The following is a 24,058-nucleotide window of genomic DNA, read 5'->3' as shown; positions in this document are numbered from 1 at the left end:
TATGAAACACGGTCGTCGCGTTGCCATTATTGGCGGTTCACGCATTCCATTTGCACGTTCAAACACAGCCTACATTGGCAAATCCAACCAGGACATGTTGACTGCGGCATTTCGCGGTGTGGTCGACAAGTTCCAGTTGCATGGTGAAGAACTGGGCGATGTAGTAGCTGGTGCAGTAGTGAAGCACAGCCGCGATTTTTCACTGTGCCGTGAATCTGTATTGGGTTCAGGTTTGAGCCCAATGACACCAGCTTTCGACATTCAGCAAGCCTGCGGTACTGGCCTGGAAGCGGCCATTGTGGTGGCCAACAAAATTGCCTTGGGTCAAATTGAAGTGGGCATGGCTGGCGGTGTAGACACCACCACCGACGCACCGATTGCTGTAAGCGAAGGCCTGCGCAAAATTTTGCTGGAAGCCAACCGCGCCCGCGACACCAAAGGCAAGCTGGCTGCCCTGTTGAAAATTCGCCCCAAGCACTTGGCACCACTGCCACCTGCCAATGCTGAACCACGCACGAAAATGAGCATGGGCGCGCACTGTGAAGTGATGGCGCAAACATGGAATATTTCTCGTGAAGAGCAAGACGAACTGGCCGTGAGCAGCCACTTGAAAGCAGCCAAGGCCTACGAAGAAGGTTTCTTTGACGACCTGGTTGTACCATTCAACGGTTTGACCCGTGACAACAATCTGCGTGCCGATTCTTCTGTAGAGCGCCTGCAAGGTTTGAAGCCTGCATTTGATCGCAAGAGCGGCAAGGGCACGATGACTGCCGGTAACTCCACACCACTGACTGACGGCGCTTCTGCTGTGCTGCTGGCCTCCGAAGACTGGGCCAAGGCACGTGGCATTCAGCCACTGGCCTACCTCACTTTCAGCGAAACAATCGGTGTTGATTTTGTATCGGGCAAAGAAGGCCTGTTGATGGCCCCGGCCTATGCAGTGCCACGCATGCTGAAGAAAGCCAACATGAAACTGCAAGACTTCGATTTCTATGAAATTCACGAAGCGTTTGCTGCACAGGTTCTGTGTACCTTGAAGTCTTGGGAAGACCCCAAGTTCTGCAAGGAAAAACTGGGTCTGGACTCAGCTTTGGGTTCAATTGACCGCAGCAAGCTGAACGTGAAAGGCGGTTCACTGGCTGTGGGCCACCCGTTCGCCGCCACTGGTGGCCGCATTATTGCCACCTTGGCCAAGCTGTTGAATGAAAAAGGCAGCGGCAAGGGCTTGATCTCTATTTGTGCAGCCGGTGGTATCGGCGTAACAGCAATTATCGAGAAGTGAAATCATGAGCGTGAATGACACCCTGAAAGCAGCGGCGAAATTTTTCGAGCTGACCGAGTTTCCAAACGGCAAGGCGCTGCTGCTGAAGGCTGCCACCACGTCCAATAAAAAACCAAAACCCGACACACAGGCTGCACGCCTGGGTGCCCGGGTGAAGAAAGTGTTTATTGACCGCGAGTGGGTACGCCAGTACAACGCTGTGTGTGGCTTCAAGGAAGATGAAATTTCCCTGACCGCGCCTCAGGTGGTGGCTTCGCCCCTGCACATGTATTTGCTGAGCCGCCCTGAGCACCCCATGCCGATGTTGGGCATGGTTCACTTGCACAACTCTATTGAATGCGCCAAGCCGCTGGAATACGGTGTGGCTTACGATGTGTTGGTGACAGTGGGCGATACCCGCAGCATTTCGCTGGGTCTGGAATTTGATGTACACACCCAGTTTTTGGTGGGCGAGGAAGTGCACTGGAGCAGTGTGATGACCATTTTGTGCCGCGTGAAGGGTATGCCCAAGCCTTTGACGAAACCAGCACCTGTTGAGCCTTTGAGTGCATTGGGTGCGCAATATGCGGCGGTGAAAGTGCCTGAAAACCAAGGCCGCAAGTACGCCAAGGTTTCAAACGATTACAACCCGATTCACTTGTACGCGCAAACCGCAAAAATGTTTGGTTTCAAACAGGCCATTGTGCATGGCATGTGGACTGCCGCAAAAACACTGAGCATTGTTGAAGCCGGTTTGGGTGCGCGTGCCAGCAAGTTCGATTTGTCGTTCAAGCAGCCGGTGTTTTTGCCTTCTGGTATTTCGGTGAAGCATGTGACAGCCGATGGTGCTTCGAAGTTTGAAGTGCTGGCGGAGCGTGATTCGAAAGTGCTGATGGTGGGAAGTATTGCGGCTTGATTTCTTGATTGAATGAGTGGCTTGGTTAGGTTTGCAGCGCGTCACTCATTGCGCCTTGATCCAAGTCGAATTCCCCTTTTTGATTCTGGCTCGGTTCATGCGAAACGCAAAAGCGTCTTCGCATCGACCTTGCAGGTGGCCCCTCGCTGTAAATCAAACCGGGCGACTTGATCTTGAATCGGCGCAATGATGCAACGCTGCTACAAACCTTAACCGGCTAACCAATCAATCTCCGCCAGTGGTTAAGGGCCGATTCATGACCTAGCGAGCGGCTGTTTTCAGCATTCGCAAAGTTCGCTTTGCCGTCCTTCCGCTTTCAGGCGGGGGAGGGCATGCGACTTTGCGGATGCAATAACAGGGCATGCGACTTTGCAAATGCCCACACACCGCTGCTATCTCTCCGACAGTCCCGGCATCAAACTGGTTTCGATCATTTTCTGCATGTCTCGAATCGGAATTTCCGGGTGCTGGATCCACCACCGTGCGCCGGCCTCAACAGCACCAACCATGATGTTGGCCAATGCCACTGATTGAATGCCTGCTTTGTCACCGTTTTTGGCCTTGGTGGGATCGTTCAATTCTTCAATGGTTTTGGCCGAGGCTTCAATAAAGCTGTTTCTGAAAAAAGCCACCTTCTCGCCCACTGGGCCTACGCTGGTGAGCGCTTCGTTGTACAGCACAGACCAACCATCCCGGTGACGTTCTACAAACGTTAGAAAGCTGAGCATGATCAATTTCAGGCGCTCTTTGGGGTTTGGGTTGGCCATCAGCATGGAAAGGCCCGACATCAAGTGATTGCCAACTTGGGTAATGGTGGCCAGGTACAGCGCATCTTTGGAACCAAAGTAGCGGTAAAGCAAAGGTTTGGTTACACCTGCGCCTTCTGCGATTTGCTCCATGCTGGTGGAGTGAAAACCATGACGCGAGAAGACAGAGCCCGCCACGTCCAGAATTTGACTCATTCGTTGTTCTTTGGGAACTTTGCGTGTGCCCAAGCGTTTTGTCTCGAGGGTAGGCGCCGCGTTTTTATTGTTGTCGTTCGCTTTTTTCACCAATTTACTAGCCGGTTACATTGACGTTTTGAAGTGTAGCAAGCTTCTTTCAGTTTTGTGAATAAAAAAAGCCCCACAAAAAGTGTGGGGCTTTTTTACGGATGGACTGTCGGTAAGTTACCAAATTTAATTACTTATAACCCACGCGATCCATGATTTGCTGAGACAAGGCGGTGTTGGCAGCCAGTGTTTTGGCGGGAGTTACGTCTTGCTTGAAGGGGCCCAGTGACTCCAAAGCAGGGTTGTCCACTTTCACGCCAGGCACTGTTGGCCATTCATTGTTGCCATTGGCAAAGTATTTTTGGGCAGAATCGCTGGCCAGGTATTCCAAAAACTTGATTGCCCCTTCGCGATTCGGTGCATTCTTGGCCACGGCACCGCCTGATACGTTCATGTGTACGCCATAGCTGCTTTGGTTGGGCCAAATGAAACCAACTTTGGACACCACTTCTTTGTCCTCTGGCTTGGAAGAATTCAGCAAGCGAACCCAGTAGTAGCTGTTGGTCAAGGCAACACCGCATTCTCCAGATGCGACTGCGCGAATTTGGTCAGTGTCACCACCCTTGGGGCTGCGGGCCATATTCGCGACCACACCTTGTGCCCAGGTTTCAGCGCCTTTCTCGCCCAAGTGGCTGATCATGCTGCTCATCAAGGACAACATGTAGGGGTGTGAGCCTGTGCGTGTACAAACTTTGCCCTTCAATGCGGGCTTGGCCAAGTCTTCATAGTTTTGGGCCAGCTTGGGATCCACGTTTGCCTTGTTGTACACAATGACGCGGCTGCGTGCTGAAAACGCATGCCAAAGACCATTTTCACCCGTAAATTGCGCCGGGATTTTTTCGCTGAGTACTTTGGACTTTACAGGTTGAAACAAGCCGTCTTGTTGGGCTGTGGCAAGGCGGGCCGCGTCCACCAGCAGCACCACGTCGGCAGGGCTGCGTGCGCCTTCACTGCGCATGCGTTCAAGCAGCGCTTCATCACCCAGCTCCAGGCGTTTGATTGCAATGCCTGTTTGCTTGGTGAAATCCTCGTACATTTTTTCATCGGTTGAGTAATGGCGAGCCGAGTACAAGTTGATGACTTTCTCGTTGGCTTGCGCGGCTGCGCTTACGCCGATCAAGCCTGCAATTGAAACTGAAATCAGTTTTTTGAAAGTGTTATTCATGGTGATAAGGACTTTCCTGAATGTGGTTGGTTGAAATTTGACTTCACTAGTCTAGCAAATAGTAATCATTTATGTAACAAGAAGTGTTCTCGTTTATCAATAATTTTTGCGGTAGTCAGAGTGTCGTAAGCGCGAGTTCCTACATTGGGTGCAACAAGAATGAGGAGACAGTGCTGTGGTTGAGCAATCGAAGTACCAGTCCAATGGGACCTATCAGAATTTGTACGATGAATCCATTCGCAACCCCAAGGGTTTTTGGGCTCGTCAGGCGGATTTGATTCATTGGCAAAAACCTTTCGAGAAGGTTCTGGATGACAGCAAACCCCCATTTGCAGCCTGGTATGTGGGTGGTGAAACCAACCTGTGTTACAACGCGGTGGATCGGCACCTCGACCAACTGGGTGACAAGCCAGCCTTGATTTATGTGTCCACGGAAGTGGACCAGGAAAAGGTGTACACCTTCCGTCAATTGCACCAAGAGGTGCAAATTGCAGCGGCCATGCTGCAAAAAATGGGTGTGAAGAAAGGCGACAGGGTATTGATCTATATGCCCATGATTCCCGAAGCAACTTTTGCCATGCTGGCCTGTGCGCGAATTGGTGCCATTCACTCGGTGGTATTTGGGGGGTTTGCATCGCACAGTCTGGCTTCTCGAATTGAAGATGCAAAGCCAAAGGTGATTGTTTCGGCCGACGCGGGTTCACGCGCAGGCAAGGCGGTGGCTTATAAACCGCTGCTGGACGAGGCGATAGAGCGTTCAAGTTACAAGCCTGGTCATGTGTTGATGGTGAATCGTGGTTTGGTGTCTTTTAACACTGTGGAAGGTCGGGATCACGATTACGCCGCATTGCGCAAGGAACTGGCCACGGCCAAAGTGCCTGTGACCTGGCTTGGTGTTACTGACACCAGTTACATTTTGTACACCAGCGGTACCACCGGAAAGCCCAAGGGTGTGCAGCGCGACGTGGGCGGCTATGCAGTGGCACTTGCAGCGTCCATGAAGTACATTTTCATGGGCGAAAAAGGAAAAACATTCTTCGCAACCAGTGACATTGGCTGGGTGGTAGGGCACAGCTACATTGTGTATGGCCCACTGATTGCGGGCATGGCCACGGTGATGTACGAGGGCGTGCCCATTCGACCAGACGCCGGTATTTGGTGGAAGATTGTGCAGGATCACAAGGTGTCTGTGTTGTTCTCGGCGCCCACGGCCGTGCGCGTGTTAAAGAAGCAAGACCCTGCCTACCTGAGCAAATACGATTTGAGTTCACTGAAAGCGCTGTTTTTGGCGGGCGAACCTTTGGATGAAACCACGTCGGACTGGATTTCGGGCGCGATTGGGAAACCGATTGTTGATAATTATTGGCAAACTGAAACGGGTTGGCCAATTTTGGCGGTACAGCGTGGTGTTGAAGAAATGCCAGGCAAGCTGGGCAGCCCCGGTGTGCCGGTGTTTGGTTTCAATGTGAATGTGTTGAATGAGGACACGGCGCAACCTTGCAAAGCGAATGAAAAAGGTGTGGTGGCCATTGAAGGACCGCTGCCTCCCGGTTGCATGCAAACGGTGTGGGGTGACGATGAGCGGTTTGTCAAAACTTACTGGTCAAGTTTCAAAACCCGGCAGGTGTATTCCACTTTTGATTGGGGCATTCGCGACGAGGACGGATACTTCTTTATCCTGGGGCGGACCGATGACGTGATCAACGTGGCTGGCCACCGTTTGGGCACACGCGAAATTGAGGAGAGTATTTCGTCTCATCCAGCCGTGGCCGAAGTGGCGGTGGTGGGTGTGGCCGATCAGGTGAAAGGGCAGGTGGCAGTTGCGTTTGCCATTTTGAAGTCGGCCGATTCACTTGATCAGGCTCAAGCCAAAGCACTGGAGGCCGAGATCATGAAGGTGGTGGATTCCCAGCTGGGCGCAGTGGCCAGGCCTGCGCGTGTTTACTTTGTGAATGTGCTGCCCAAGACCCGTTCTGGCAAGCTATTGCGCAGGTCAATTCAGGCGGTGTGTGAAGGCCGCGACCCCGGCGACATGACCACCATTGAAGACCCTACTGCGCTGGCTCAAATCAAAAGTGCCATGGCATGAACAAACTGCACAACTGAAGTAAAAAACAGGCCCGGAAAGTCGGGCTTGTTTCAATTTTGTGATGTGTTTTAAAACGTGCTTTAATGGTTTGTCACAGGCCGTTTCAGGGAGGGCTACTGAATGGCAAACCAATCGCTCGAAGTGCTCAAGCTCAGCGTGTTGTTCGACAACCATTTTTTCAATGGTGTGCCCACGCAGGTTCATTTCATTCAAAACAGTAGCTTGGTAGGCACCTGGATTGACGACCAAGGCGCTGCCAATTTAAGTATTGGACTTGATCGAATCCAGTTCATGAGTAGTGATCAGTTGGCTTTCTTGATTGCTCATGAGTATGGTCACCTGGTACTGAAGCATCCTGAAAAAACTCTGGAAATTCAGCAGCAGTATGGCATCGCCTCTAGCTTCGATGAATTCATGTTGTCGTTCGATGCGAAACGCGATTATTCGAAGTTGATGCGAGAGATGGAACTGCAGGCTGACTTGTTTGGGGCGCAGTTGGTGTTGGGTCTGGGACATGACCCAGTATCTGGAGCTTCATTTTTGCTGGCTGAAACCAAAAGCATTCAGCACCCCGAGGGTACCTTGCGGGTCGCAAAAATTAAAGCGGGTGAGCAAAGCCTGGTCGCCGAAGATTTCTCTGGCACTTTCAATCATTTGGCCCTGCAATTGAGTGATGCTGAAGTGTTGGCAGCCTTGGTACCCAGCTACGCCCAGCCAATGGGTTCCGTTGATTCTGCGGTGAAGGCTGCGGTAGAAAGCTGGCCGGTTTCGGGTGCCGATGGTGGCTATGCAGGTGACACGCTGTACGGATTTGAGGTGTCGGTTTTGTTAACGATTGCAGTGTTGGCCTGCGCCATACCAAAATGGTGGCGCAGGACCAGTGTGGGTTGAACTTAAATATTAAGCAACCTCATTAAGCTACACTCACCGGAATTTTCCCGATCTTGGCTTGCCACTCTTTCGGCCCTGTGTTGTGCACCGAAATACCGGTGCTGTCCACGGCCACTGTGACTGGCATGTCCTTGATCTCGAACTCGTAAATGGCTTCCATGCCCAGGTCTTCAAAACCAACCACTTTTGCGTTGGTAATGGCCTTGGATACCAAATACGCGGCGCCACCCACAGCCATCAGATAGGCTGATTTGTTGTCGCGAATGGCCTCTATGGCGACAGGGCCGCGTTCTGCCTTGCCGATCATCGCGATCAAACCGGTTTTTTCCAGCATCATGCGGGTAAATTTGTCCATGCGTGTGGCGGTTGTGGGGCCGGCTGGTCCTACAGCCTCGTCGCGCACTGGGTCGACCGGGCCCACGTAGTAAATCACGCGGTTGGTGAAGTCGACGGGCAGTTTCTCGCCTTTGGCCAGCATGTCGGCAATGCGTTTGTGCGCTGCATCTCGGCCGGTCAGCATTTTGCCGTTCAACAACAAGGTTTGACCGGGTTTCCAGCTGGCCACTTCTTCAGGAGTCAGAGTATCCAGGTTCACACGCTTGCTTTTCTCGGTGTCGGCAGTCCAGCTTACCTGTGGCCAGTCAGCCAGGTTTGGCACTTCAAGCTTGGCTGGGCCATCGCCGTGCAAATGGAAATGCACGTGGCGTGTGGCTGCGCAGTTGGGGATCATGGCGATTGGCAGTGATGCCGCGTGCGTGGGGTAGTCGAGAATTTTTACATCCAGCACGGTGGTCAGGCCACCCAGGCCTTGAGCGCCAATGCCCAGGGAATTCACTTTGTCGTACAGCTCAAGGCGCAATTCTTCAATTCGGTTGCTGGGGCCGCGGGCCAGCAGTTCATGAATGTCGCAAGGTGCCATCAGGCTTTCTTTGGCCAGCAGCATCGCTTTTTCGGGCGTGCCACCAATACCAATGCCCAAAATACCCGGGGGGCACCAGCCTGCACCCATGGTGGGTACAGTTTTCAATACCCAGTCCACGATGGAGTCCGATGGGTTCAGCATGACCATTTTGGATTTGTTCTCTGAGCCGCCACCTTTGGCTGCGCAAATGACTTCGACATCGTCGCCGGGCACAATTTCGTAGTGAATGACCGCAGGCGTGTTGTCTTTGCTGTTTTTGCGGGCACCTGCCGGGTCGAGAAGAACGGAGGCGCGCAATTTGTTGTCTGGGTGCAGGTAAGCGCGACGCACGCCTTCGTTGACCATGTCGGTCACGCTCATGGTGGATTCCCAGCGCACGTTCATACCTACTTTCAAAAACACCACAGAAATGCCAGTGTCTTGGCAAATTGGGCGCTTGCCTTCGGCGCACATGCGGCTGTTCGTCAGGATTTGCGCAATCGCATCTTTGGCAGCAGCACTTTCTTCGCGCTCGTAGGCCTTGCCCAGTGCCTGAATGTAATCAAGCGGGTGGTAGTAGGAAATGTACTGGAAGGCATCCGCGATCGAGCTGATGAAGTCTTCTTGCTTGATGGTGGTCATGAACTGCTCCTGATCAAATTGGGTGCTTGGCCCGACATTTTAATGTTTTTTCGGATGCGCTGATTCATTCAGCAGCTTATCGCAGTATGCAATTGCCACAGCAGACACCAGGAAAATCATGTGGATTGACGCTTGCGCAATGATTGTTTTTTCATCGTACTGCTCAGCATTGATGAAAGTTTTCAGAAGGTGAATGGATGAAATGCCGATAATCGCCATGGCCAGTTTCACCTTCAAAACAGACGCGTTGACGTGATCAAGCCACTCGGGTTGATCGGGATGGTTTTCCAGATGCATCCGGCTTACAAAGGTTTCATAGCCGCCCACGATCACCATGATTAACAGGTTGGAAATCATGACCACGTCGATCAAACCCAACACCACCAGCATGATGCCAGCTTCGTCCAGTGTGTGATTGGTGGCCCCGGTCACCAAATGCCACAGTTCGATCAGAAAGTGGTACACATACACACCCTGCGCCACAATCAGGCCAAGGTACAGTGGCAATTGAAGCCAGCGACTCATGAAGATGAGACGGGCCAATGGGGGCGGTGGTAATTTTTTCTGTTGTTCCATTTTGTGACAAGTGTGCAGTGCAGCAATGGTTGATGGGGTAATGGCGCAAACTATAGCAGAACCAAGCTACACCGGTGCTACTTGCGCCCGGCTGGAACGCGAATTGCTGTGGTGCGCCATGGTGTAAGGTGAGAGTAAGAGCTTTTGCCTATTGTTTATGCAAACTAAATTAATAGAAAACTCAGTAACCCTTGGAGGACAGGATGTCATCGATCGAATCAGTGTCACACGAAACGCGTGTGTTTCAGCCCAGTGCCGACTGGCAGCGCAGCGCCGCAATAGGCGGTATGGACGCTTACTTGGCCTTGTGCAAAGAAGCTGAAACCGATTTCGAAGGTTTCTGGGGCCGCTTGGCCAAGGAAAACCTGCAATTTGCCAAAGCCTTCAATCAGGTTTTGGATGAGTCTAATCCCCCGTTCTACAAGTGGTTCACTGGCGGTGAATTGAACGTGTCTGCCAACTGCCTGGACAAGAACGTGGAGGCGGGCTTGGGCGACAAGGTTGCCTTGATTTTCGAAGCCGATGGCGGCGAAGTAAGCAAGGTGACTTACAAGGAGTTGCTGGCCAAGGTAAGCCGTATTGCCAATGGCCTGAAAAGCCTGGGTGTGAAGAAAGGCGACCGCGTTGTCATTTACATGCCCATGAGTGTGGAAGGTGTTGCCGCCATGCAGGCCTGCGCGCGCATTGGTGCCACGCATTCTGTGGTGTTTGGTGGTTTTTCAGCAAAAGCCTTGCAAGACCGCATCGTGGACACTGGTGCTGTGGCTGTGTTCACTGCCGACCAACAGGTGCGTGGTGGCAAGCAGTTGCCCTTGAAGGCCATTGTGGATGAGGCGCTGAGCTTGGGCGGCTGCGAAGCCGTGAAGAATGTGATTGTGTACAAACGCACTGGTGCAGACGTGGGCATGCAGGCTGGCCATGACGTGTATTTGCATGATCTGGCTGACAAGCAAAGTGATGTGTGCGCACCTGAAATGGTTGATTCAGAACACCCACTGTTTATTCTCTACACATCAGGTTCCACCGGCAAACCCAAGGGTGTGCAGCACAGTTCGGCTGGTTACTTGCTGTGGGCCATGCTCACCATGAAGTGGACTTTCGACATCAAGCCCAACGATGTGTTTTGGTGTACGGCTGACATTGGCTGGATCACCGGCCACACCTACATTACTTATGGCCCATTGGCTGTAGGCGCCACGCAAATTGTGTTTGAGGGCGTGCCCACTTATCCGAATGCTGGCCGTTTCTGGGAAATGATTCAACGCCACAGTGCCACCATTTTTTACACGGCACCCACTGCGATTCGTTCATTGATCAAAGCGTCCGAGGCGGATGCCAAAGTTCACCCCAAGAGTTACGACCTGTCGAGCCTTCGATTGATGGGTTCAGTGGGTGAGCCAATCAACCCCGAAGCCTGGATGTGGTACTACAAGAATGTGGGTGGCGAAAAGTGCCCGATCGTGGATACCTTCTGGCAAACGGAAACTGGTGGCCACATGATCACGCCACTGCCCGGTGCCACGCCTTTGGTGCCCGGTTCTTGCACATTGCCTTTGCCTGGCATTATGGCGGCGGTGGTGGATGAAGTGGGTGGCGATTTGCCCAACGGCCAGGGTGGCATTTTGGTGGTGAAGCGCCCATGGCCTTCCATGATCCGTACCATTTGGGGCGACCCTGAACGCTTCAAGAAAAGCTACTTCCCGGAAGAACTGGGCGGTAAATTGTATTTGGCGGGCGACGGTGCCGTGCGCGACAAGGAAAGCGGCAACTTCACCATCATGGGTCGAATCGACGACGTGTTGAACGTGTCGGGACACCGCATGGGCACCATGGAAATTGAAAGCTCCCTGGTGGCCAACGAACTGGTGGCCGAGGCCGCAGTGGTGGGTCGCCCTGATGACTTGACCGGTGAAGCGATTGTGGCCTTTGTGGTGCTGAAAGGCGACCGCCCCACAGGCGAGGCCGGCCAGAAGCTGGCAATGGATTTGCGCAACTGGGTGGGCAAAGACATTGGGCCGATTGCCAAGCCCAAGGAAATTCGTTTTGGTGACAATTTGCCTAAAACGCGTTCAGGCAAAATTATGCGCCGCCTGTTGCGCAGCCTGGCCAAGGGCGAGCAAATTACCCAAGACACTTCAACGTTGGAGAACCCGGCCATTCTGGATCAATTGGGCAAGCCGCTTTAATTGATCAGGTGCTCTCCTTGAACAGGGGTGCAGCTGCCTTGAGAAAAACCAGTTCCATTTCGGTGGGCTGGTTTTTTTCGTTTGAAAGAATCCATGCACCGGGAGTAAATACATGAGTTTTACGCTCAGCCTGACCCGGTTCTTTTCGGTTCTTACCTTCGGTTTTTTGGTGTGTATTGCCGGCGCCGCCATTATGGAGGACTACGGTATTGGCCGGCAGTGGATTGGTTACTTCTTCATTTTCGTCACGCTGGGCGCTTATGCGGTGATCGGCTTGCTCAGCCGTACCTCGGACATGCAGGAATACTTCGTGGCCTCGCGCACCGTTCCTGCGGTGTACAACGGCATGGCCACCGCGGCCGACTGGATGAGCGCCGCTTCCTTTCTGGGTGTAGCAGGGACCTTGTTTTACAGCGGTTTTGAAGCCTTGGCCTTGTTGGTGGGGTGGACCGGTGGTTTCGTGCTGATTGCCCTGCTGATTGCCCCCTACCTGCGCAAATTCGCTTTTTTCTCGGTGGGTGATTTTTTGGCCACCCGATATGCCGGCCCCGACAAGGGCAGGGCGGTGCGCCTGATTTGCGTGTTGGTCACCGTGAGTATTTCGTTCGTGTATGTGATTGCGCAAATTTACGCGGTGGGTTTGATTACATCGCGCTTTGCCGGTGTGGAGTTCGGTATTGGTGTTTTCTTTGGGCTTGCCGGTATTTTGGTGTGCTCCTTTTTGGGTGGAATGCGGGCTGTTACCTGGACTGCGGTCGCGCAATACATTGTGATGATTGTGGCCATGATGGTCAGTGTGGTCGCCTTGATCGGATTCACCGGAAAAGGCGACACCGAGCGTTTTGTGGAGGGTGGGCCCACCAGCTTTCCCGAGTATGTGCGTGCACAGGAACGCAAGTTTTTCTCAGACCCCGCCGAAGCCGAGGTGCGTAGCGTTTACCTGCGTGAAGCCGATCGTTATCAGTTGTTGATTGACACCTTGCCTTCATCCTGGGCGGAAGGCTATGAAGCACGCCGCAAAAACCTGGAGCTGGCCCGCTACGATGGGTCTACGTTTCAGGAAATCAAGGCCGCCGAGCGTGTGTTGAGCAGTTATCCCAAAGACCCACAGGATGCCAAGCGCAAATGGAGTCAGGAGAAACAGCGTTACCTGGACAAGGTCAAAGCCAGTGTGCCGCATTTTGGCTCCATCAAAGACGATTCCGGACTGTCGAACTCGCGCGCCTTGATCAGTTTTCTGGCGGTGGCTTTTACCCTGATGTGCGGCACTGTTGCATTGCCCCACATCATCATGCGGTTTTACACCACGCCGAATGCATCGCAAACCCGTTGGTCGGTGGTGTTTGCCTTGGGTTGCATTTTGGTAATTTACTTGGCTTCGCCCTGGCTGAGTGTGATCGCCAAAGTGGTGGTGTATGAAAACCTGGTGGGTTTGAGTTACAACGAAATTCCCAACTGGATTGCCGCGTGGTCGCGGGTAACCCCCGGGCTGGCGACTTTACAGGATGTGAACCAGGATGGTGTGGTGCAGTTTGCCGAAATTGGCTTGAGCCCCGACATTCTGGTGTTGATTACGCCTGAAATTGCGGGCATGCCATTTTTTCTATCCGGCTTGATTGCTGCGGGTGGTTTGGCCGCTGCGTTGTCGACCGCAGACGGCCTGTTGTTGGCGATTGCGGGCAGTTTGTCCCACGACTTGTATTACCGCGTGTTAGACCCTGAGGCGACGGCACAACGGCGTGTGACCATGTCGAAAATTGCCTTGCTGAGTGCAGCACTGATGGCCGCCTGGATTACCAGCTTGCAGCCCGGCAACATTGTGGTGTTGGTGGGTTCTGCTTTTGCTTTGGCGGCTTCAAGCCTGTTTGTACCGCTGGTGGCAGGTATTTTCTGGAGTGGTGCCACACGCCGTGGCGCCTTGTGGGCCATGGGCACCGGGTTTGTCAGTTCGAGCCTTTGTCTGGCACTGACCAATTCGTCGTTCATGGCTTTGTTTAACCTGGATGCTGTGCAAATTGGTGGTTTGAGTGGCGTGGCCAGTGGCGTGTTTACCATTCCGTTGAGCGCCCTGGCCATGGTGGTGGCCTCCCTGTTGGGTGGCCGCAAAGACGAAGCGCCTGCCGTAATGCGAGTGTTGCGCTTGCCCGAATCGGAAGGAAAAGTGTGATGCGGTACGAATGCACTGGATACCCAAGGGGATTCTTTGCTATACTCTCGCGCTTACCGCGGAGAGATGGATGAGTGGTTTAAGTCGCACGCCTGGAAAGCGTGTATAGGTTAATAGCCTATCGGGGGTTCGAATCCCCCTCTCTCCGCCACAAATTACTAAAAGCCCTGAAGTTGCTTCAGGGCTTTTTTCATTTCGAGCCGTTATGGAAGCAAAGTCCCTGCGGACTTTGCGTGGGGGATTCGAAGCTTTTCGCCAGTGACGCGAACAGCGGCACGCAGGTGTGGTATGAGTCAATTGGTCTTATAAACACCAGATCGATGCCCAACCTTGATCACCGAAACAATCAATTCAGAATTTTTAATCTCATAAACAATTCGGTAGTCTCCGCAGCGCACTCTATACAGTTCTAGTCCTGTGAGTTTCTTGCAGCCTTCGCCCCTTGGGTTCATGGCGAGTTGGTCAATCGTCGAGAGGATCCTCCGTACATCTGGGTTTGAAATGCTTCGTAGATCTTTGGCGACTGATTTTTTGAAGACAATTTTATAGTTTGCCATGCTTCTTCAGGTCGTTAAGCAAGGCTTCATAACTGATCTCGGGCTCAGACAAACGGTTTGAGTACGCTTGAAGATCTTCCTGATCTTCTTTCATGAAAAGGCGCACGGCCTCGTCCACAAGTTCCGACAACGATTGTTGAGAACTGGCTGCCTTAATTCGAAGGGCTTGGTGTATGGTTGGGTCGAAATAAACTGTCGACCTTTTTGACAGGTTGCTCACAGTGGCACTCCTTTTAAAACGTTAAAGCATTATAACGTTGTAATGTTAAAGCGCCATCACTACTTCAAGGTAATATTGACCGAGAAACAGGCATTGCTTGCAAGCCAATGAGCGGTGTTCAAGCCGCCAAAGTGGCAAACTAACGCCAACAAATAGCAGCAATCAAAGCAGGAGTTCCCCATGTCAACTACCCCCATCAAAATTCAGGTCTGGACCGATTTCGTGTGTCCGTTCTGCTTGCTTGGTGAAGCCATTATCGAAAAAGCCATCGAAGGGTCGAATGTAGAAATAGAGTGGATGCCATTCGAGTTGCGGCCTTATCCAACACCCACCTTGAAGCCCGAAGATGAATACCTGCCAAGGGTGTGGAAGGCTGCGGTGTACCCAATGGCCGAGCGCCTTGGTGTGCCCATTCAATTGCCCACGGTGTCGCCGCAGCCGTACACACGCAAAGCATTCTTGGGTTTGCAATATGCGAAACAAGAGGGCAAGGGCAATGCTTATGCCACTGCCGTGATGAAGGGTTTTTTTCAACAAAACCTGAACATTGGTGAAGACGATGTTTTGAAAAATATTCTTCACAGCCTGGGCTTAAACCCAGCCATGCTCGATGAATTTGTGAACTCGCCCCAAGCCAATGCGCAACACGATACCGACCTGCAATATGCAAAACAGGTGGGAATTCAAGCAGTGCCATCGTTGGCGGTAGGCTCACAGTTTTTCTCGGGTGTGCCCAGTGTGCAGGCCTTGCGTGATGCGATTCAACACGTAGCTTAAGTGCCCGGCCTAGGGATACTGCGGGTTTTGCTGGGCCTGTAAGCAAGTTATTCTGCTTGCCAACCAGCAGACTAAACACAAGGCAAACATGAACTTATTTTCCAAACTTCAGCAGCGCGCAGCGATTGGCAAACCCTTGCGCGTTGGCATGATCGGCGCTGGCAAGTTTGGCTCCATGTATCTTTCCCAAGTACCACGCACGCCCGGCATTCACATGGTGGGCATTGCCGATTTGTCCCCGGCGCGGGCGAAAGCGGCGCTTAAGAATGTTGGATGGAAAGAAGAAAGCTACGCAGCCACAACGCTTGAACAAGCAGCCAGGCAGGGCAATACCGCGATTATTGACGACGGCATGAAGCTGATTGAGTCGCCTTTCGTGGACATTATCATTGACTCCACCGGCAACCCCGCCGTGGGCATTGCCCATGTGCTGGCGTGCTGTGAATTCAAGAAACACATTGTGATGGTGAATGTGGAAGCCGACGCACTGGCTGGCCCTTTGCTAAAACGCAAGGCCGATGAGGCGGGCATTGTGTACTCGCTGGCCTATGGCGACCAGCCCGCGTTGATTTTCGAAATGGTGGACTGGGCGCGAGCCGCTGGCTTTTCCGTGGTGGCTGCGGGCAAGGGCACCAAGTACCTGCCCACTTACCATGAAAGTACGCCCGATACGGTGTGGAACCACTACGGCCTGACCGCTGAAGACGCAGCCAAGGGTGGCATGAACGCGCAAATGTTCAACAGTTTTCTGGATGGTACAAAAAGCGCCATTGAAATGGCGGCCGTCGCCAATGCAACCGGTTTGGTAGCACCCAGTGGTTTGAAGTTTCCGGCGGTGGGTGTAGACGATCTGGCGCGTATTTTGAAGCCGCGCGAACACGGCGGCATTCTGGACCAGCGTGGACAGGTTGAGGTTATTTCCAGTGTTGAGCGTGATACCCGCCCTGTGTTTCGCGACCTGCGTTGGGGCGTGTATGTCACCTTTGCTGCCGACAGCGAATATGTGGCCCGTTGCTTCAAGGAATACGGTTTGATCACTGACCCAAGCGGGCAGTATTCCAGCATGTACAAACCGTTTCATTTGATTGGGTTGGAGCTGGGCATATCGGTGGCCTCCATCGGTATTCGAAGCGAGGCCACGGGTGCGCCAATTTGCTGGCACGGCGATGTGGTGGCCACAGCCAAACGCGACTTACAAGCCGGTGAAATGCTGGATGGTGAAGGCGGTTACACGGTGTATGGCAAGTTGATGCCAGCAAAGGAATCGCTGGCCTTGGGCGGACTGCCTTTGGGTTTGGCACATGGTGTGAAGTTGCTGAAACCGGTGAAGGCCGGGCAGGCCGTGAGCTGGAATGATGTGGCCTTTGACGCCAATTCCACAGCGGTGAAGTTCCGCCGTGAAATGGAACGCACGTTTACCTGATACTTACTTTGCAGAACTCATTTTGCAAAAATTTGGTCCATGTTGGCAAATGCCTTGAACTCAAGCGCATTGCCGCATGGGTCCATGAAAAACATGGTGGCTTGCTCGCCAACCTGGCCTTTGAACCGAATGTAGGGCTCGATCACAAACTTGGTTCCCGCAGCTTTCAATCGGTCAGCCAATTCATTCCATTGCTCCATGGTCAAAATTACACCGAAGTGTTTGGCAGGAACGGCGTGGCCATCCACGCTGCTGTTGGCTTTGCAACCCACTTCTTCTGGTGCCAAGTGCGCCACCAGTTGGTGGCCGTAAAAGTTGAAGTCCACCCAGTGTGGGGCACTTCGGCCTTCTTCACAGCCAATTACCTCGCCGTAAAATTTACGCGCGACTGCAATGTCAGTCACCGGAAAAGCAAGATGGAAAGGCTGAAGGGTTGAATGTGTTGCGGCCATGTGAATTACCAATAAATGTGCGGTTGATCATTCACACACTATAGGGTTGTTCGGGTTTCCCGGCCAATCGTGGAAACCCGAATATTACCGACAAGCCTTCCCCCAATTAGGGCGTCACGATGTTGAAATTGCCGGTCGCTTTGTCCAGCATGCCGAAAAACTGGCCCAGCTTGATGGTGCTGCCGTCAATTTGCGTTTGATCTGAAAACAGCAAATCAGTGGCGCCTGCTTCACCGGTCATCATGTTCAAAAAGAAGGGTTTGCTCAAGGTCAGTGTGGCTGCAGAATTTTCTTCTGCTTGGCCTGCACGGTGGTGCAGCACGCTGTTGTGGATTCTAAGCACATAACTTTCCTGCGTGTCGGAAAACACAAGGTTGATTTGAATGTCTTCACCCTCAGCCTTGTCGCTGTTCAGTGCGGCGGCCATGGCTTCCAGAAAACGTTCAGTGGGTGTGTGCTTCAGCATGTCGAGGAACATGCTGCGCTTGAAGCCTTCGTTGTAGCCACCTTGGCGCAACTCCAAGGCGCCGGTCAGGTAAAAGTTACGCCAGGGAGCCGATTCTGCCATGTAGCCCATCTGGTCAAAACTTGTTGCCATCAAGGCCTTGGCGCGAGTGTTCTCAGGGTCGGCATACACCGCATGTTTCAGCAGTTCAGCAGCCCAGCGGTATTCTCCCTTGTTCACAGCGTCTTCAGCTTTATTCAGCAAGGCCTCCATACCTCCAGCCACCTCCACATACTTTTTGGCGGCTTCGACCGGGGGCAGGGGGTTCAGGTTGGCGGGGTTCGCATCGAACCAACCCATGTAAAACTGGTACACCGCTTTCACGTTGTGTGACACGGTCCCGTAGTAACCGCGCCCACTCAGAAAGTTGTTCAAGGCCGGTGGCATGGTTACTTTTTCTGCAATTTCAGTGGAGGTGTAACCGGCATTCATGTGACGAACGGTTTGGTCATGAATGAAGCGGTACACATCGCGCTGTTTTTCCATAAAGCTGCGCACGTTCTCAGCGCCCCAAACCGGCCAGTTGTGCTGGTGAAACATCACTTCAGCATCGCCTGCGTAGGCAATGGCTTCGTCCATGTAACTGGCCCATTTCAGGGCATCGCGCACTTTGGCACCCCGTGGGGTGTACAGGTTGTGCAGCGTGTGGCCAAACAGTTCAGCACTGCCAAAGGCTTTCAATGCAGGTAGGTAAAACACAAACTCGGAAGGTGCTTCGCTGCCGGGCACGTTGTGGAACATGAATTCCAGCCCGTCAAGCATGTGGGTTTCTTTGGCTTCTTTCACCACCAGCGTGGGTGGCAAAATGCCCACCTTGCCGTAGGCCACAGCCTTGCCCAAGCCGTTGTCGATCAGACCTTCCGGGCTGCGCGGCAGGCGTTTGCCGTACATGTAGGTGGACCTGCGTGCCATGGCCATGCCCACCAGCAGGTTTTCGCTGGTGGCTTCTTCCATGAAGCCCACCGGGGCCACCACCGGCACCTTACGCGATGCAACTTCCTCGGCACTGAGCACACCGAGTGCACCACCAAAGTGGTCTACATGGCTGTGGGTAAACACAATTGCGCTCACTGGCTTATCGCCCAAGTGTTGTCGTGCAAAGGCCATGGCGGCGCGTGCGGTCTCCTCGCTGGTTAGCACATCCACCACAATCCAGCCTGTGTCGCCTTCAATCAGCGTCATGTTCGACAAATCGAATCCGCGCAATTGGTAAATGCGGTCAGCCACTTTGTATAAACCAATTTGATTGTTCAAACTGGCTTGTCGCCACAGGCTGGGGTTCACCGTGGCTGGCGATTTGCCGTCAATGAAATTGAATTCGTCGTAATCCCAAATGACTTCGCCTTGCTCATTTTTCACCTGCCCGGTGGGCCTGGCAATCAACCCTTTGCGGGCATCGGCATTGTTGGCTGAATCGACCAGATCAGTGTTCTTGGCCACTTCAGCGTGAAAGGCCTGTGTGAACTCACTGGCTGTGCTGTTGGGGTCGCTTGGGGCAGGGCTTTTTGAACACGCAGCCAGCAAGGCAGGGACGACAATGGCGAGAGTTGCCAAGGGCAGGTTGGTTTTCATACTGTCTCCGGAATATTTTTAATTTTCCTTATTACAGCATAAAAGTGGCATTGTGCATGCCAGTAAATTGACTTGATTTCAGCTCATGAACTTGTTGATCACCGTGATTACAAACACGGTAGCCAGAATGACAGGAATCCAGAATGCAATGGCGAAATGGGTGTAGCGTTCAAGCCATCCACTGCTGCTGTTGTTGCTCAGCATTTCTGCTGCCATGTTGTGGCGTTTCCATTGCCACACCACCAGCAGACAAATCAGCAAGCCATTGAATGGCAAAATGGTGTCGTAAAACACATCGACCAACACATCAAAAAGCGACTTGTTGGCACCGGAATAAAAAGCGAATTCGCTAAGCCATTTCACTTGTCCAAACGACAATGCACTGAAAATGGCGCCTATCGACACAGCTGCAATCACAAAGCCAAGCGCTGCGTTGCGGGTTTTTTTGCTTTCGGCTTTCAGGGCGGCCACGGGCACTTCAATAATCGACACCAGCGAGGTAATGGCGGCCACAAACGCCAACAGGAAGAAGGTGGCTGCGATCAGGCTGGATACGGCATATCCGAACTTGGGCACCATCGCCATAAAGATATTGGGGAAGAACGAGAAAATCAAACCCACGGAAGAATCACTGAGCTCGCTTGGGTTGGTGTTGGGGTAAATGGCGAAAATTGCGGGCAGGGTCATGAGGCCTGCCACCAGCGCCACGCCGGTGTCGGTGCAGGCCAGCATTTTGGCTGACTGCACTAGGTTGTCTTGTTTGCGCAAATACGAGCCATAGGTGATCAGAATACCCATGCCCAGCGACAGCGAGAAGAATGCTTGGGACAGGGCGCCGTTGACCACGCTCCAGGTGATTCGATCCACTTGTGGCGTGAAATAAAACTTCAAACCGGCCGTGGCATTGGGGAGTGTCAGTACAAATACAGCCAGGCCTATCAGCATGATGAACAGCATGGGCATGAGCAAGCGGGACGCTTTTTCAATGCCATCGCGCACCCCCCCTTTCAATACAAATATCACCATGGCGATCACTGCCGCCAGGTAGGCAAATATCCAGGGGCTGGTAATAAACCCGCCAAAATAAACAGGTGTGGCCAATTGGTCCAGCTTGCCGCCCAGCACCAGGACCAAATACCCCAGCAGCCACACGGTGAGTACGCTGTAGAACACGGCAATCATGAACGGTGTAACCAAGGACAAGGCACCGGCCAATACCCAGCCCTTGTGTCCTTTTGAAATTTCACGAAAAGCACCCAGTGGGCTTTTCCCGGTGGCACGGCCCAAACTAAGCTCGGCGAGAATCAGCGGAAGGCAAATGGCCACCACGAAAAAAATGTACAGTAACAAAAACGCACCGCCGCCATTTTTAGCAGCAGCCACCGGAAAACCCACCAAATTGCCAATGCCCACGGCTGAACCTGCTGCGGCTAGCACAAAGCCGATTTTGGATGAAAACTGGTCTGGGTTGTTTTGCATGGCGGCGCGGTTTCCTCAACACAATAAGGACAAAAAATTGGGAATGTTTGCTGAATTATACGACCGCCACGTACTGCCCACCTTGCTTGATTTCGCATGTGGCATGAAAGCCATCAACAGGCAACGCCAGAAAGTGGTGCCCAAAGCCACGGGGCTGGTGCTTGAAATTGGAATTGGCACCGGCTTGAACATGCGCCATTACGACGCTTCCAAAGTTGAAAAAATTATCGGTCTTGACCCCGCCATGCAAATGCACCGCCTGGCGAAAAAACGAATTGATCAAACCGGTTTGAGTGTTGAGCTGATGGGGCTTCCCGCCGAGAAAATTCCATTACCCGATGCAAGCATTGACACGATTGTGATGACCTACACCCTGTGCACCATTCCTGAACCCCTGCAAGCTTTGAAGGAAATGCGCCGGGTCTTGAAACCGGGCGGAAAATTGCTGTTTTGTGAACATGGTGTTGCACCCGATGAACAGGTGCGCAACACGCAGAATCGTTTGCAACCCGTGTGGGGAAAGCTGGCCGGTGGTTGCCACTTGAACCGCGACATTCCCGCTTTGCTGAAAGCCGGTGGGTTTCAGGTCAGTGAAATCGAAACCATGTATGTGCCCGGCCCCAAGGCGTTTACATACAATTACTGGGGCCAGGCGTACTCGGAAAGCTAAGTCGAATATCAACCTGGTATTTCAACCATTGAGCACGGCTGGGTAGCCCGCATCGCTGATTGTTTTGGCGAGGCTGGTTGCAGGTAAACTGCTTTCAACCTGAACCAGTTTTTTGCCCAAATCAATTTGCACTTTGGCTGCGGGGTCTTGGGCCTTTACTGCACGCTCTACATTGGCTGAACAGCCGCCGCATTTCATTTTCTCTACGGTAAATTCAATCATTGTTGCACTCCGGTGGGTTGATCACGATTGTAGTCTGAAGCTTCCAATCATGGTAAGGTCAAGTGCTTGACATTGACATCATTGGAAGGTTCATGCTGTGGATATTGTTCAACGGAGAATGCCATGAGTTCGAATCACATATTGAATATTGCCGTCGGCGGGATGAGTTGTGCGTCCTGTTCCAGCGCAGTCGAGAAAGCGCTGTTGAAAGTGCCGGGTGTGCAATATGCCACAGTGAACCTGGCCACAGAAAAAGCGCAGATTGAATTTTCCAATCCCGCCACATCTGAGCAAATTGCCAAGGCAGTAGTCGATGCTGGTTATGAAGCCGAAGTTTTGAATCAGGCTGGCGAAAAAGCAGCCACTCAAGGCGCACCGGCCAAGGAAGGATTCGGCGAAGGCGCATTGGTTGCGATCGCAGCGCTTTTAACCTTGCCCTTGGTACTGCCCATGATCGCCATGCCGTTTGGAAAGCACTGGATGCTGCCGGGTTTCATGCAATTGTTTCTGGCCATTCCGGTTCAGTTCTGGTTGGGCGGGCGCTTTTACCGCGCTGGTTTGAAGGCCATTCAGAACCGCACCGGCAATATGGATTTGTTGGTGGCCATTGGCACCACAGCGGCATTTGGCCTGTCTGTTTACATGATGGAGCAGGGCAGCAGCCACCTGTACTTTGAAGCCTCGAGCGCGGTGATTACTTTGGTGATGCTGGGCAAGTGGCTTGAAGGCCGTGCGAAACGTCAAACCACGGCTGCAATTGCCGCTTTGCAGGCTTTGCGGCCCGACACAGCTCGCGTACGTCGTGACGGTGTGGAGCAAACTGTGCCAATGGCGCAGGTGCAATTGGGTGACCAAGTCTTGGTTCGCCCCGGCGAAAGGGTTCCTGTGGATGGTGTGGTGCTTGAAGGCAGCAGTCATGTGGACGAGGCCTTGATCACCGGTGAAAGCGAACCTGTGGTGAAAGCAGTGGGCAGCAAAATGACCGGTGGCGCGGTGAACATTGATGGTTTGCTGTTGATCCAGACCAGCGCCGTGGGCACAGAAACGACATTGGCCCGTATTATTCGTTTGGTAGAAGATGCGCAGGCCGCCAAGCCAGACATTCAAAAACTGGTCGACAAGGTCAGTGCCGTGTTTGTCCCCGTGGTGTTGGTGATCGCGCTGTTCACCTTGCTTGCGTGGGGATTCACAAGTAACTGGGAAGTGGCCATTTTGAATGCAGTGGCTGTGTTGGTGATCGCTTGCCCTTGCGCATTGGGTTTGGCCACACCCACGGCGATTATGGCAGGCACTGGGGTGGCAGCGCGCAACGGAATTTTGATCAAAGACGCACAGGCACTCGAGCTGGCACACAGCATTAACACGGTGGTGTTCGACAAAACCGGTACGCTGACTGTGGGCAAGCCCACCTTGATGCAGTGTGAAGCTGTGCAGGGCGAAGCAGGCGCCATGCTGGCCAAGGCCGCGGCGGTGGAAGCAGGCAGCATGCATCCGCTGGCCAGTGCGGTGAAAGACCGAGCCCAACAAGAACGGCTTGTTGTGCCCAAGGCCAGCGATTTGCAAGATGTTGCAGGCAAGGGATTGTCGGCCATGGTGGGTGAAGGCCGCGTGTATGTCGGCACCATTCGCTGGATGGAAGAACTGGGTGTTTCAAACAACACCATGCAACAACTATTGGGCAAGTTGAGCCCCAATGCAGCAACCCGGTCATGGGTGGCTGAAGAAACCGGCACGGGTTTTCGTTTGCTGGGTGCACTGGCCTTCGGCGATGAACTGAAACCCAGCGCACACGGTGCTGTCAATTCATTGCACAGGCTTCATGTGAACACGGTTTTATTGACAGGCGACACACAAGCCAGCGCTGAGCGAGTGGCCACTGAGTTGGGAATTCAACAGGTGTTGGCCGAACAACTGCCCGGCGACAAATCCAGGGCAGTGGCTGCGCTTCGCGACGCCAATGACCATGGCAAACAGGTGGTGGCCATGGTGGGCGACGGCATTAATGATGCGCCTGCGCTGGCGGTGGCCGATGTCAGCTTTGCCATGTCCACTGGGACCGACGTGGCCATGCACACAGCCGACATCACGCTGATGCGTTCTGATCCCAGCTTGGTGGCGCAAACCATCGACATTTCACGCCGCACCTACAACAAGATCAAACAGAATCTGTTCTGGGCCTTCATCTACAACGCGGTGGGTATACCGCTGGCCGCCCTTGGTTACCTGAACCCCGTGCTGGCGGGCACAGCCATGGCCCTGAGCTCGGTCAGTGTAGTCACCAACGCCTTGATGTTGCGTAACTGGAAGCCTGCCAATTCTGGCAAATGAGAAGGAG

General features: G+C 53.1%; 20 protein-coding genes and 1 tRNA gene. 11 read left to right on the top strand and 10 right to left on the bottom strand.

Annotation, left to right across the window (positions count from 1 at the left end; all coding sequences use genetic code 11):
- Nucleotide 1 precedes the first annotated feature (1 nt).
- Both LMED105_RS13550 and LMED105_RS13545 read left to right on the top strand, forming a co-directional pair.
- The gene (locus LMED105_RS13550; RefSeq protein WP_008252287.1) at nucleotides 2-1,282 is read left to right on the top strand and encodes an acetyl-CoA C-acetyltransferase; all 1,281 of its coding nucleotides are present in this window, start codon (nucleotides 2-4) and stop codon (nucleotides 1,280-1,282) included.
- A gap of 4 nt (nucleotides 1,283-1,286) precedes the next feature.
- Nucleotides 1,287-2,177 (top strand): MaoC/PaaZ C-terminal domain-containing protein, encoded by an 891-nt coding sequence (locus LMED105_RS13545; RefSeq protein ID WP_008252286.1) that lies wholly within the window; start codon nucleotides 1,287-1,289, stop codon nucleotides 2,175-2,177.
- Between the two features lie 392 nt (nucleotides 2,178-2,569).
- Here the strand turns inward: LMED105_RS13545 and LMED105_RS13540 are convergent, their stop codons facing one another.
- A complete protein-coding gene (locus tag LMED105_RS13540) occupies nucleotides 2,570-3,139 on the bottom strand; it encodes a TetR/AcrR family transcriptional regulator (protein WP_156799702.1) in 570 nt (189 codons plus the stop codon).
- 220 nt (nucleotides 3,140-3,359) lie between these two features.
- Nucleotides 3,360-4,394: a Fe(3+) ABC transporter substrate-binding protein gene (locus LMED105_RS13535; protein ID WP_008252283.1), complete on the bottom strand. Its 1,035-nt coding sequence runs from the start codon at nucleotides 4,392-4,394 to the stop codon at nucleotides 3,360-3,362.
- A gap of 175 nt (nucleotides 4,395-4,569) precedes the next feature.
- On the opposite strand from LMED105_RS13535, the gene LMED105_RS13530 reads away from it, so the two are divergent.
- Together LMED105_RS13530 and LMED105_RS13525 are read left to right on the top strand one after the other, a co-directional pair.
- Nucleotides 4,570-6,483 (top strand): propionate--CoA ligase, encoded by a 1,914-nt coding sequence (locus LMED105_RS13530; RefSeq protein ID WP_008252282.1) that lies wholly within the window; start codon nucleotides 4,570-4,572, stop codon nucleotides 6,481-6,483.
- Nucleotides 6,484-6,603: 120 nt separating this feature from the next.
- Nucleotides 6,604-7,374, top strand: a complete 771-nt coding sequence (locus LMED105_RS13525; RefSeq protein ID WP_008252281.1) for a M48 family metalloprotease — start codon at nucleotides 6,604-6,606, stop codon at nucleotides 7,372-7,374.
- Between the two features lie 22 nt (nucleotides 7,375-7,396).
- Here LMED105_RS13525 and LMED105_RS13520 read toward each other — a convergent pair whose 3' ends face one another.
- Together LMED105_RS13520 and LMED105_RS13515 are read right to left on the bottom strand one after the other, a co-directional pair.
- Nucleotides 7,397-8,917 carry a fumarate hydratase gene (locus LMED105_RS13520; protein WP_008252280.1) on the bottom strand — a complete coding sequence of 507 codons (1,521 nt, stop codon included), beginning with the start codon at nucleotides 8,915-8,917 and terminating at the stop codon, nucleotides 7,397-7,399.
- Nucleotides 8,918-8,956: 39 nt separating this feature from the next.
- Complete coding sequence (locus LMED105_RS13515; RefSeq protein ID WP_008252279.1) at nucleotides 8,957-9,493, bottom strand: TIGR00645 family protein; 537 nt, start codon at nucleotides 9,491-9,493, stop codon at nucleotides 8,957-8,959.
- A gap of 203 nt (nucleotides 9,494-9,696) precedes the next feature.
- Here LMED105_RS13515 and acs point away from each other — a divergent pair, with 203 nt between their 5' ends.
- The 3 genes from acs (at nucleotide 9,697) to LMED105_RS13500 (ending at nucleotide 13,997) form a co-directional block, all read left to right on the top strand.
- Nucleotides 9,697-11,679, top strand: coding sequence for an acetate--CoA ligase (gene acs / locus LMED105_RS13510; protein ID WP_008252278.1), 1,983 nt, complete (start codon nucleotides 9,697-9,699; stop codon nucleotides 11,677-11,679).
- Between the two features lie 112 nt (nucleotides 11,680-11,791).
- A complete protein-coding gene (locus LMED105_RS13505; RefSeq protein WP_008252277.1) occupies nucleotides 11,792-13,846 on the top strand; it encodes a VC_2705 family sodium/solute symporter in 2,055 nt (684 codons plus the stop codon).
- Nucleotides 13,847-13,906: 60 nt separating this feature from the next.
- Nucleotides 13,907-13,997 (top strand) — tRNA-Ser (locus tag LMED105_RS13500).
- A gap of 142 nt (nucleotides 13,998-14,139) precedes the next feature.
- On the opposite strand, the gene LMED105_RS17155 is transcribed toward LMED105_RS13500, so the two are convergent.
- Together LMED105_RS17155 and LMED105_RS13490 are read right to left on the bottom strand one after the other, a co-directional pair.
- Nucleotides 14,140-14,403, bottom strand: a complete 264-nt coding sequence (locus tag LMED105_RS17155) for a type II toxin-antitoxin system RelE/ParE family toxin (RefSeq protein WP_008252275.1) — start codon at nucleotides 14,401-14,403, stop codon at nucleotides 14,140-14,142.
- Complete coding sequence (locus LMED105_RS13490; protein ID WP_008252273.1) at nucleotides 14,390-14,623, bottom strand: hypothetical protein; 234 nt, start codon at nucleotides 14,621-14,623, stop codon at nucleotides 14,390-14,392. The genes LMED105_RS17155 and LMED105_RS13490 overlap by 14 nt, the downstream gene beginning before the upstream one ends.
- Before the next feature lie 180 nt (nucleotides 14,624-14,803).
- Here LMED105_RS13490 and LMED105_RS13485 point away from each other — a divergent pair, with 180 nt between their 5' ends.
- Both LMED105_RS13485 and LMED105_RS13480 read left to right on the top strand, forming a co-directional pair.
- Nucleotides 14,804-15,400 carry a DsbA family protein gene (locus tag LMED105_RS13485; protein ID WP_008252271.1) on the top strand — a complete coding sequence of 199 codons (597 nt, stop codon included), beginning with the start codon at nucleotides 14,804-14,806 and terminating at the stop codon, nucleotides 15,398-15,400.
- An 88-nt stretch (nucleotides 15,401-15,488) separates the two neighbouring features.
- Entirely contained in the window at nucleotides 15,489-16,823 is a 1,335-nt protein-coding gene (locus LMED105_RS13480) for an NAD(P)H-dependent oxidoreductase (RefSeq protein WP_008252269.1), read from the top strand.
- Nucleotides 16,824-16,840: 17 nt separating this feature from the next.
- Here LMED105_RS13480 and LMED105_RS13475 read toward each other — a convergent pair whose 3' ends face one another.
- The 3 genes from LMED105_RS13475 to LMED105_RS13465 form a co-directional block, all read right to left on the bottom strand.
- A complete protein-coding gene (locus LMED105_RS13475; protein WP_008252267.1) occupies nucleotides 16,841-17,275 on the bottom strand; it encodes a VOC family protein in 435 nt (144 codons plus the stop codon).
- 106 nt (nucleotides 17,276-17,381) lie between these two features.
- The gene (locus LMED105_RS13470) at nucleotides 17,382-19,352 is read right to left on the bottom strand and encodes an alkyl/aryl-sulfatase (RefSeq protein WP_008252265.1); all 1,971 of its coding nucleotides are present in this window, start codon (nucleotides 19,350-19,352) and stop codon (nucleotides 17,382-17,384) included.
- 78 nt (nucleotides 19,353-19,430) lie between these two features.
- Nucleotides 19,431-20,831, bottom strand: coding sequence for a sodium-dependent transporter (locus LMED105_RS13465; RefSeq protein WP_008252264.1), 1,401 nt, complete (start codon nucleotides 20,829-20,831; stop codon nucleotides 19,431-19,433).
- 43 nt (nucleotides 20,832-20,874) lie between these two features.
- On the opposite strand from LMED105_RS13465, the gene LMED105_RS13460 reads away from it, so the two are divergent.
- Nucleotides 20,875-21,501: a class I SAM-dependent methyltransferase gene (locus tag LMED105_RS13460; protein ID WP_040513528.1), complete on the top strand. Its 627-nt coding sequence runs from the start codon at nucleotides 20,875-20,877 to the stop codon at nucleotides 21,499-21,501.
- 21 nt (nucleotides 21,502-21,522) lie between these two features.
- Here the strand turns inward: LMED105_RS13460 and LMED105_RS13455 are convergent, their stop codons facing one another.
- Nucleotides 21,523-21,723 (bottom strand): heavy-metal-associated domain-containing protein, encoded by a 201-nt coding sequence (locus LMED105_RS13455; protein ID WP_008252260.1) that lies wholly within the window; start codon nucleotides 21,721-21,723, stop codon nucleotides 21,523-21,525.
- A 123-nt stretch (nucleotides 21,724-21,846) separates the two neighbouring features.
- Between LMED105_RS13455 and LMED105_RS13450 the strand changes: the two genes are divergently transcribed.
- Entirely contained in the window at nucleotides 21,847-24,051 is a 2,205-nt protein-coding gene (locus LMED105_RS13450) for a cation-translocating P-type ATPase (RefSeq protein ID WP_040513520.1), read from the top strand.
- Nucleotides 24,052-24,058 lie beyond the last annotated feature (7 nt).

Source organism: Limnobacter sp. MED105 (genome assembly GCF_000170915.1).
Taxonomy (GTDB): Bacteria; Pseudomonadota; Gammaproteobacteria; order Burkholderiales; family Burkholderiaceae_B; genus Limnobacter.
This window is presented reverse-complemented; position numbering and strand designations above follow the sequence as displayed.

Coding starts and splice junctions, on each gene's coding strand:
- LMED105_RS13535 (WP_008252283.1), bottom strand. CDS start 4,394: ATGAATAACACTTTCAAAAAACTGATTTCAGTTTCAATTGCAGGCTTG.
- LMED105_RS13540 (WP_156799702.1), bottom strand. CDS start 3,139: ATGAGTCAAATTCTGGACGTGGCGGGCTCTGTCTTCTCGCGTCATGGT.
- LMED105_RS13450 (WP_040513520.1), top strand. CDS start 21,847: ATGAGTTCGAATCACATATTGAATATTGCCGTCGGCGGGATGAGTTGT.
- LMED105_RS13485 (WP_008252271.1), top strand. CDS start 14,804: ATGTCAACTACCCCCATCAAAATTCAGGTCTGGACCGATTTCGTGTGT.
- LMED105_RS13455 (WP_008252260.1), bottom strand. CDS start 21,723: ATGATTGAATTTACCGTAGAGAAAATGAAATGCGGCGGCTGTTCAGCC.
- acs (WP_008252278.1), top strand. CDS start 9,697: ATGTCATCGATCGAATCAGTGTCACACGAAACGCGTGTGTTTCAGCCC.
- LMED105_RS13520 (WP_008252280.1), bottom strand. CDS start 8,917: ATGACCACCATCAAGCAAGAAGACTTCATCAGCTCGATCGCGGATGCC.
- LMED105_RS13460 (WP_040513528.1), top strand. CDS start 20,875: ATGTTTGCTGAATTATACGACCGCCACGTACTGCCCACCTTGCTTGAT.
- LMED105_RS13525 (WP_008252281.1), top strand. CDS start 6,604: ATGGCAAACCAATCGCTCGAAGTGCTCAAGCTCAGCGTGTTGTTCGAC.
- LMED105_RS13515 (WP_008252279.1), bottom strand. CDS start 9,493: ATGGAACAACAGAAAAAATTACCACCGCCCCCATTGGCCCGTCTCATC.
- LMED105_RS13550 (WP_008252287.1), top strand. CDS start 2: ATGAAACACGGTCGTCGCGTTGCCATTATTGGCGGTTCACGCATTCCA.
- LMED105_RS13545 (WP_008252286.1), top strand. CDS start 1,287: ATGAGCGTGAATGACACCCTGAAAGCAGCGGCGAAATTTTTCGAGCTG.
- LMED105_RS13480 (WP_008252269.1), top strand. CDS start 15,489: ATGAACTTATTTTCCAAACTTCAGCAGCGCGCAGCGATTGGCAAACCC.
- LMED105_RS13475 (WP_008252267.1), bottom strand. CDS start 17,275: ATGGCCGCAACACATTCAACCCTTCAGCCTTTCCATCTTGCTTTTCCG.
- LMED105_RS13470 (WP_008252265.1), bottom strand. CDS start 19,352: ATGAAAACCAACCTGCCCTTGGCAACTCTCGCCATTGTCGTCCCTGCC.
- LMED105_RS13465 (WP_008252264.1), bottom strand. CDS start 20,831: ATGCAAAACAACCCAGACCAGTTTTCATCCAAAATCGGCTTTGTGCTA.
- LMED105_RS13505 (WP_008252277.1), top strand. CDS start 11,792: ATGAGTTTTACGCTCAGCCTGACCCGGTTCTTTTCGGTTCTTACCTTC.
- LMED105_RS17155 (WP_008252275.1), bottom strand. CDS start 14,403: ATGGCAAACTATAAAATTGTCTTCAAAAAATCAGTCGCCAAAGATCTA.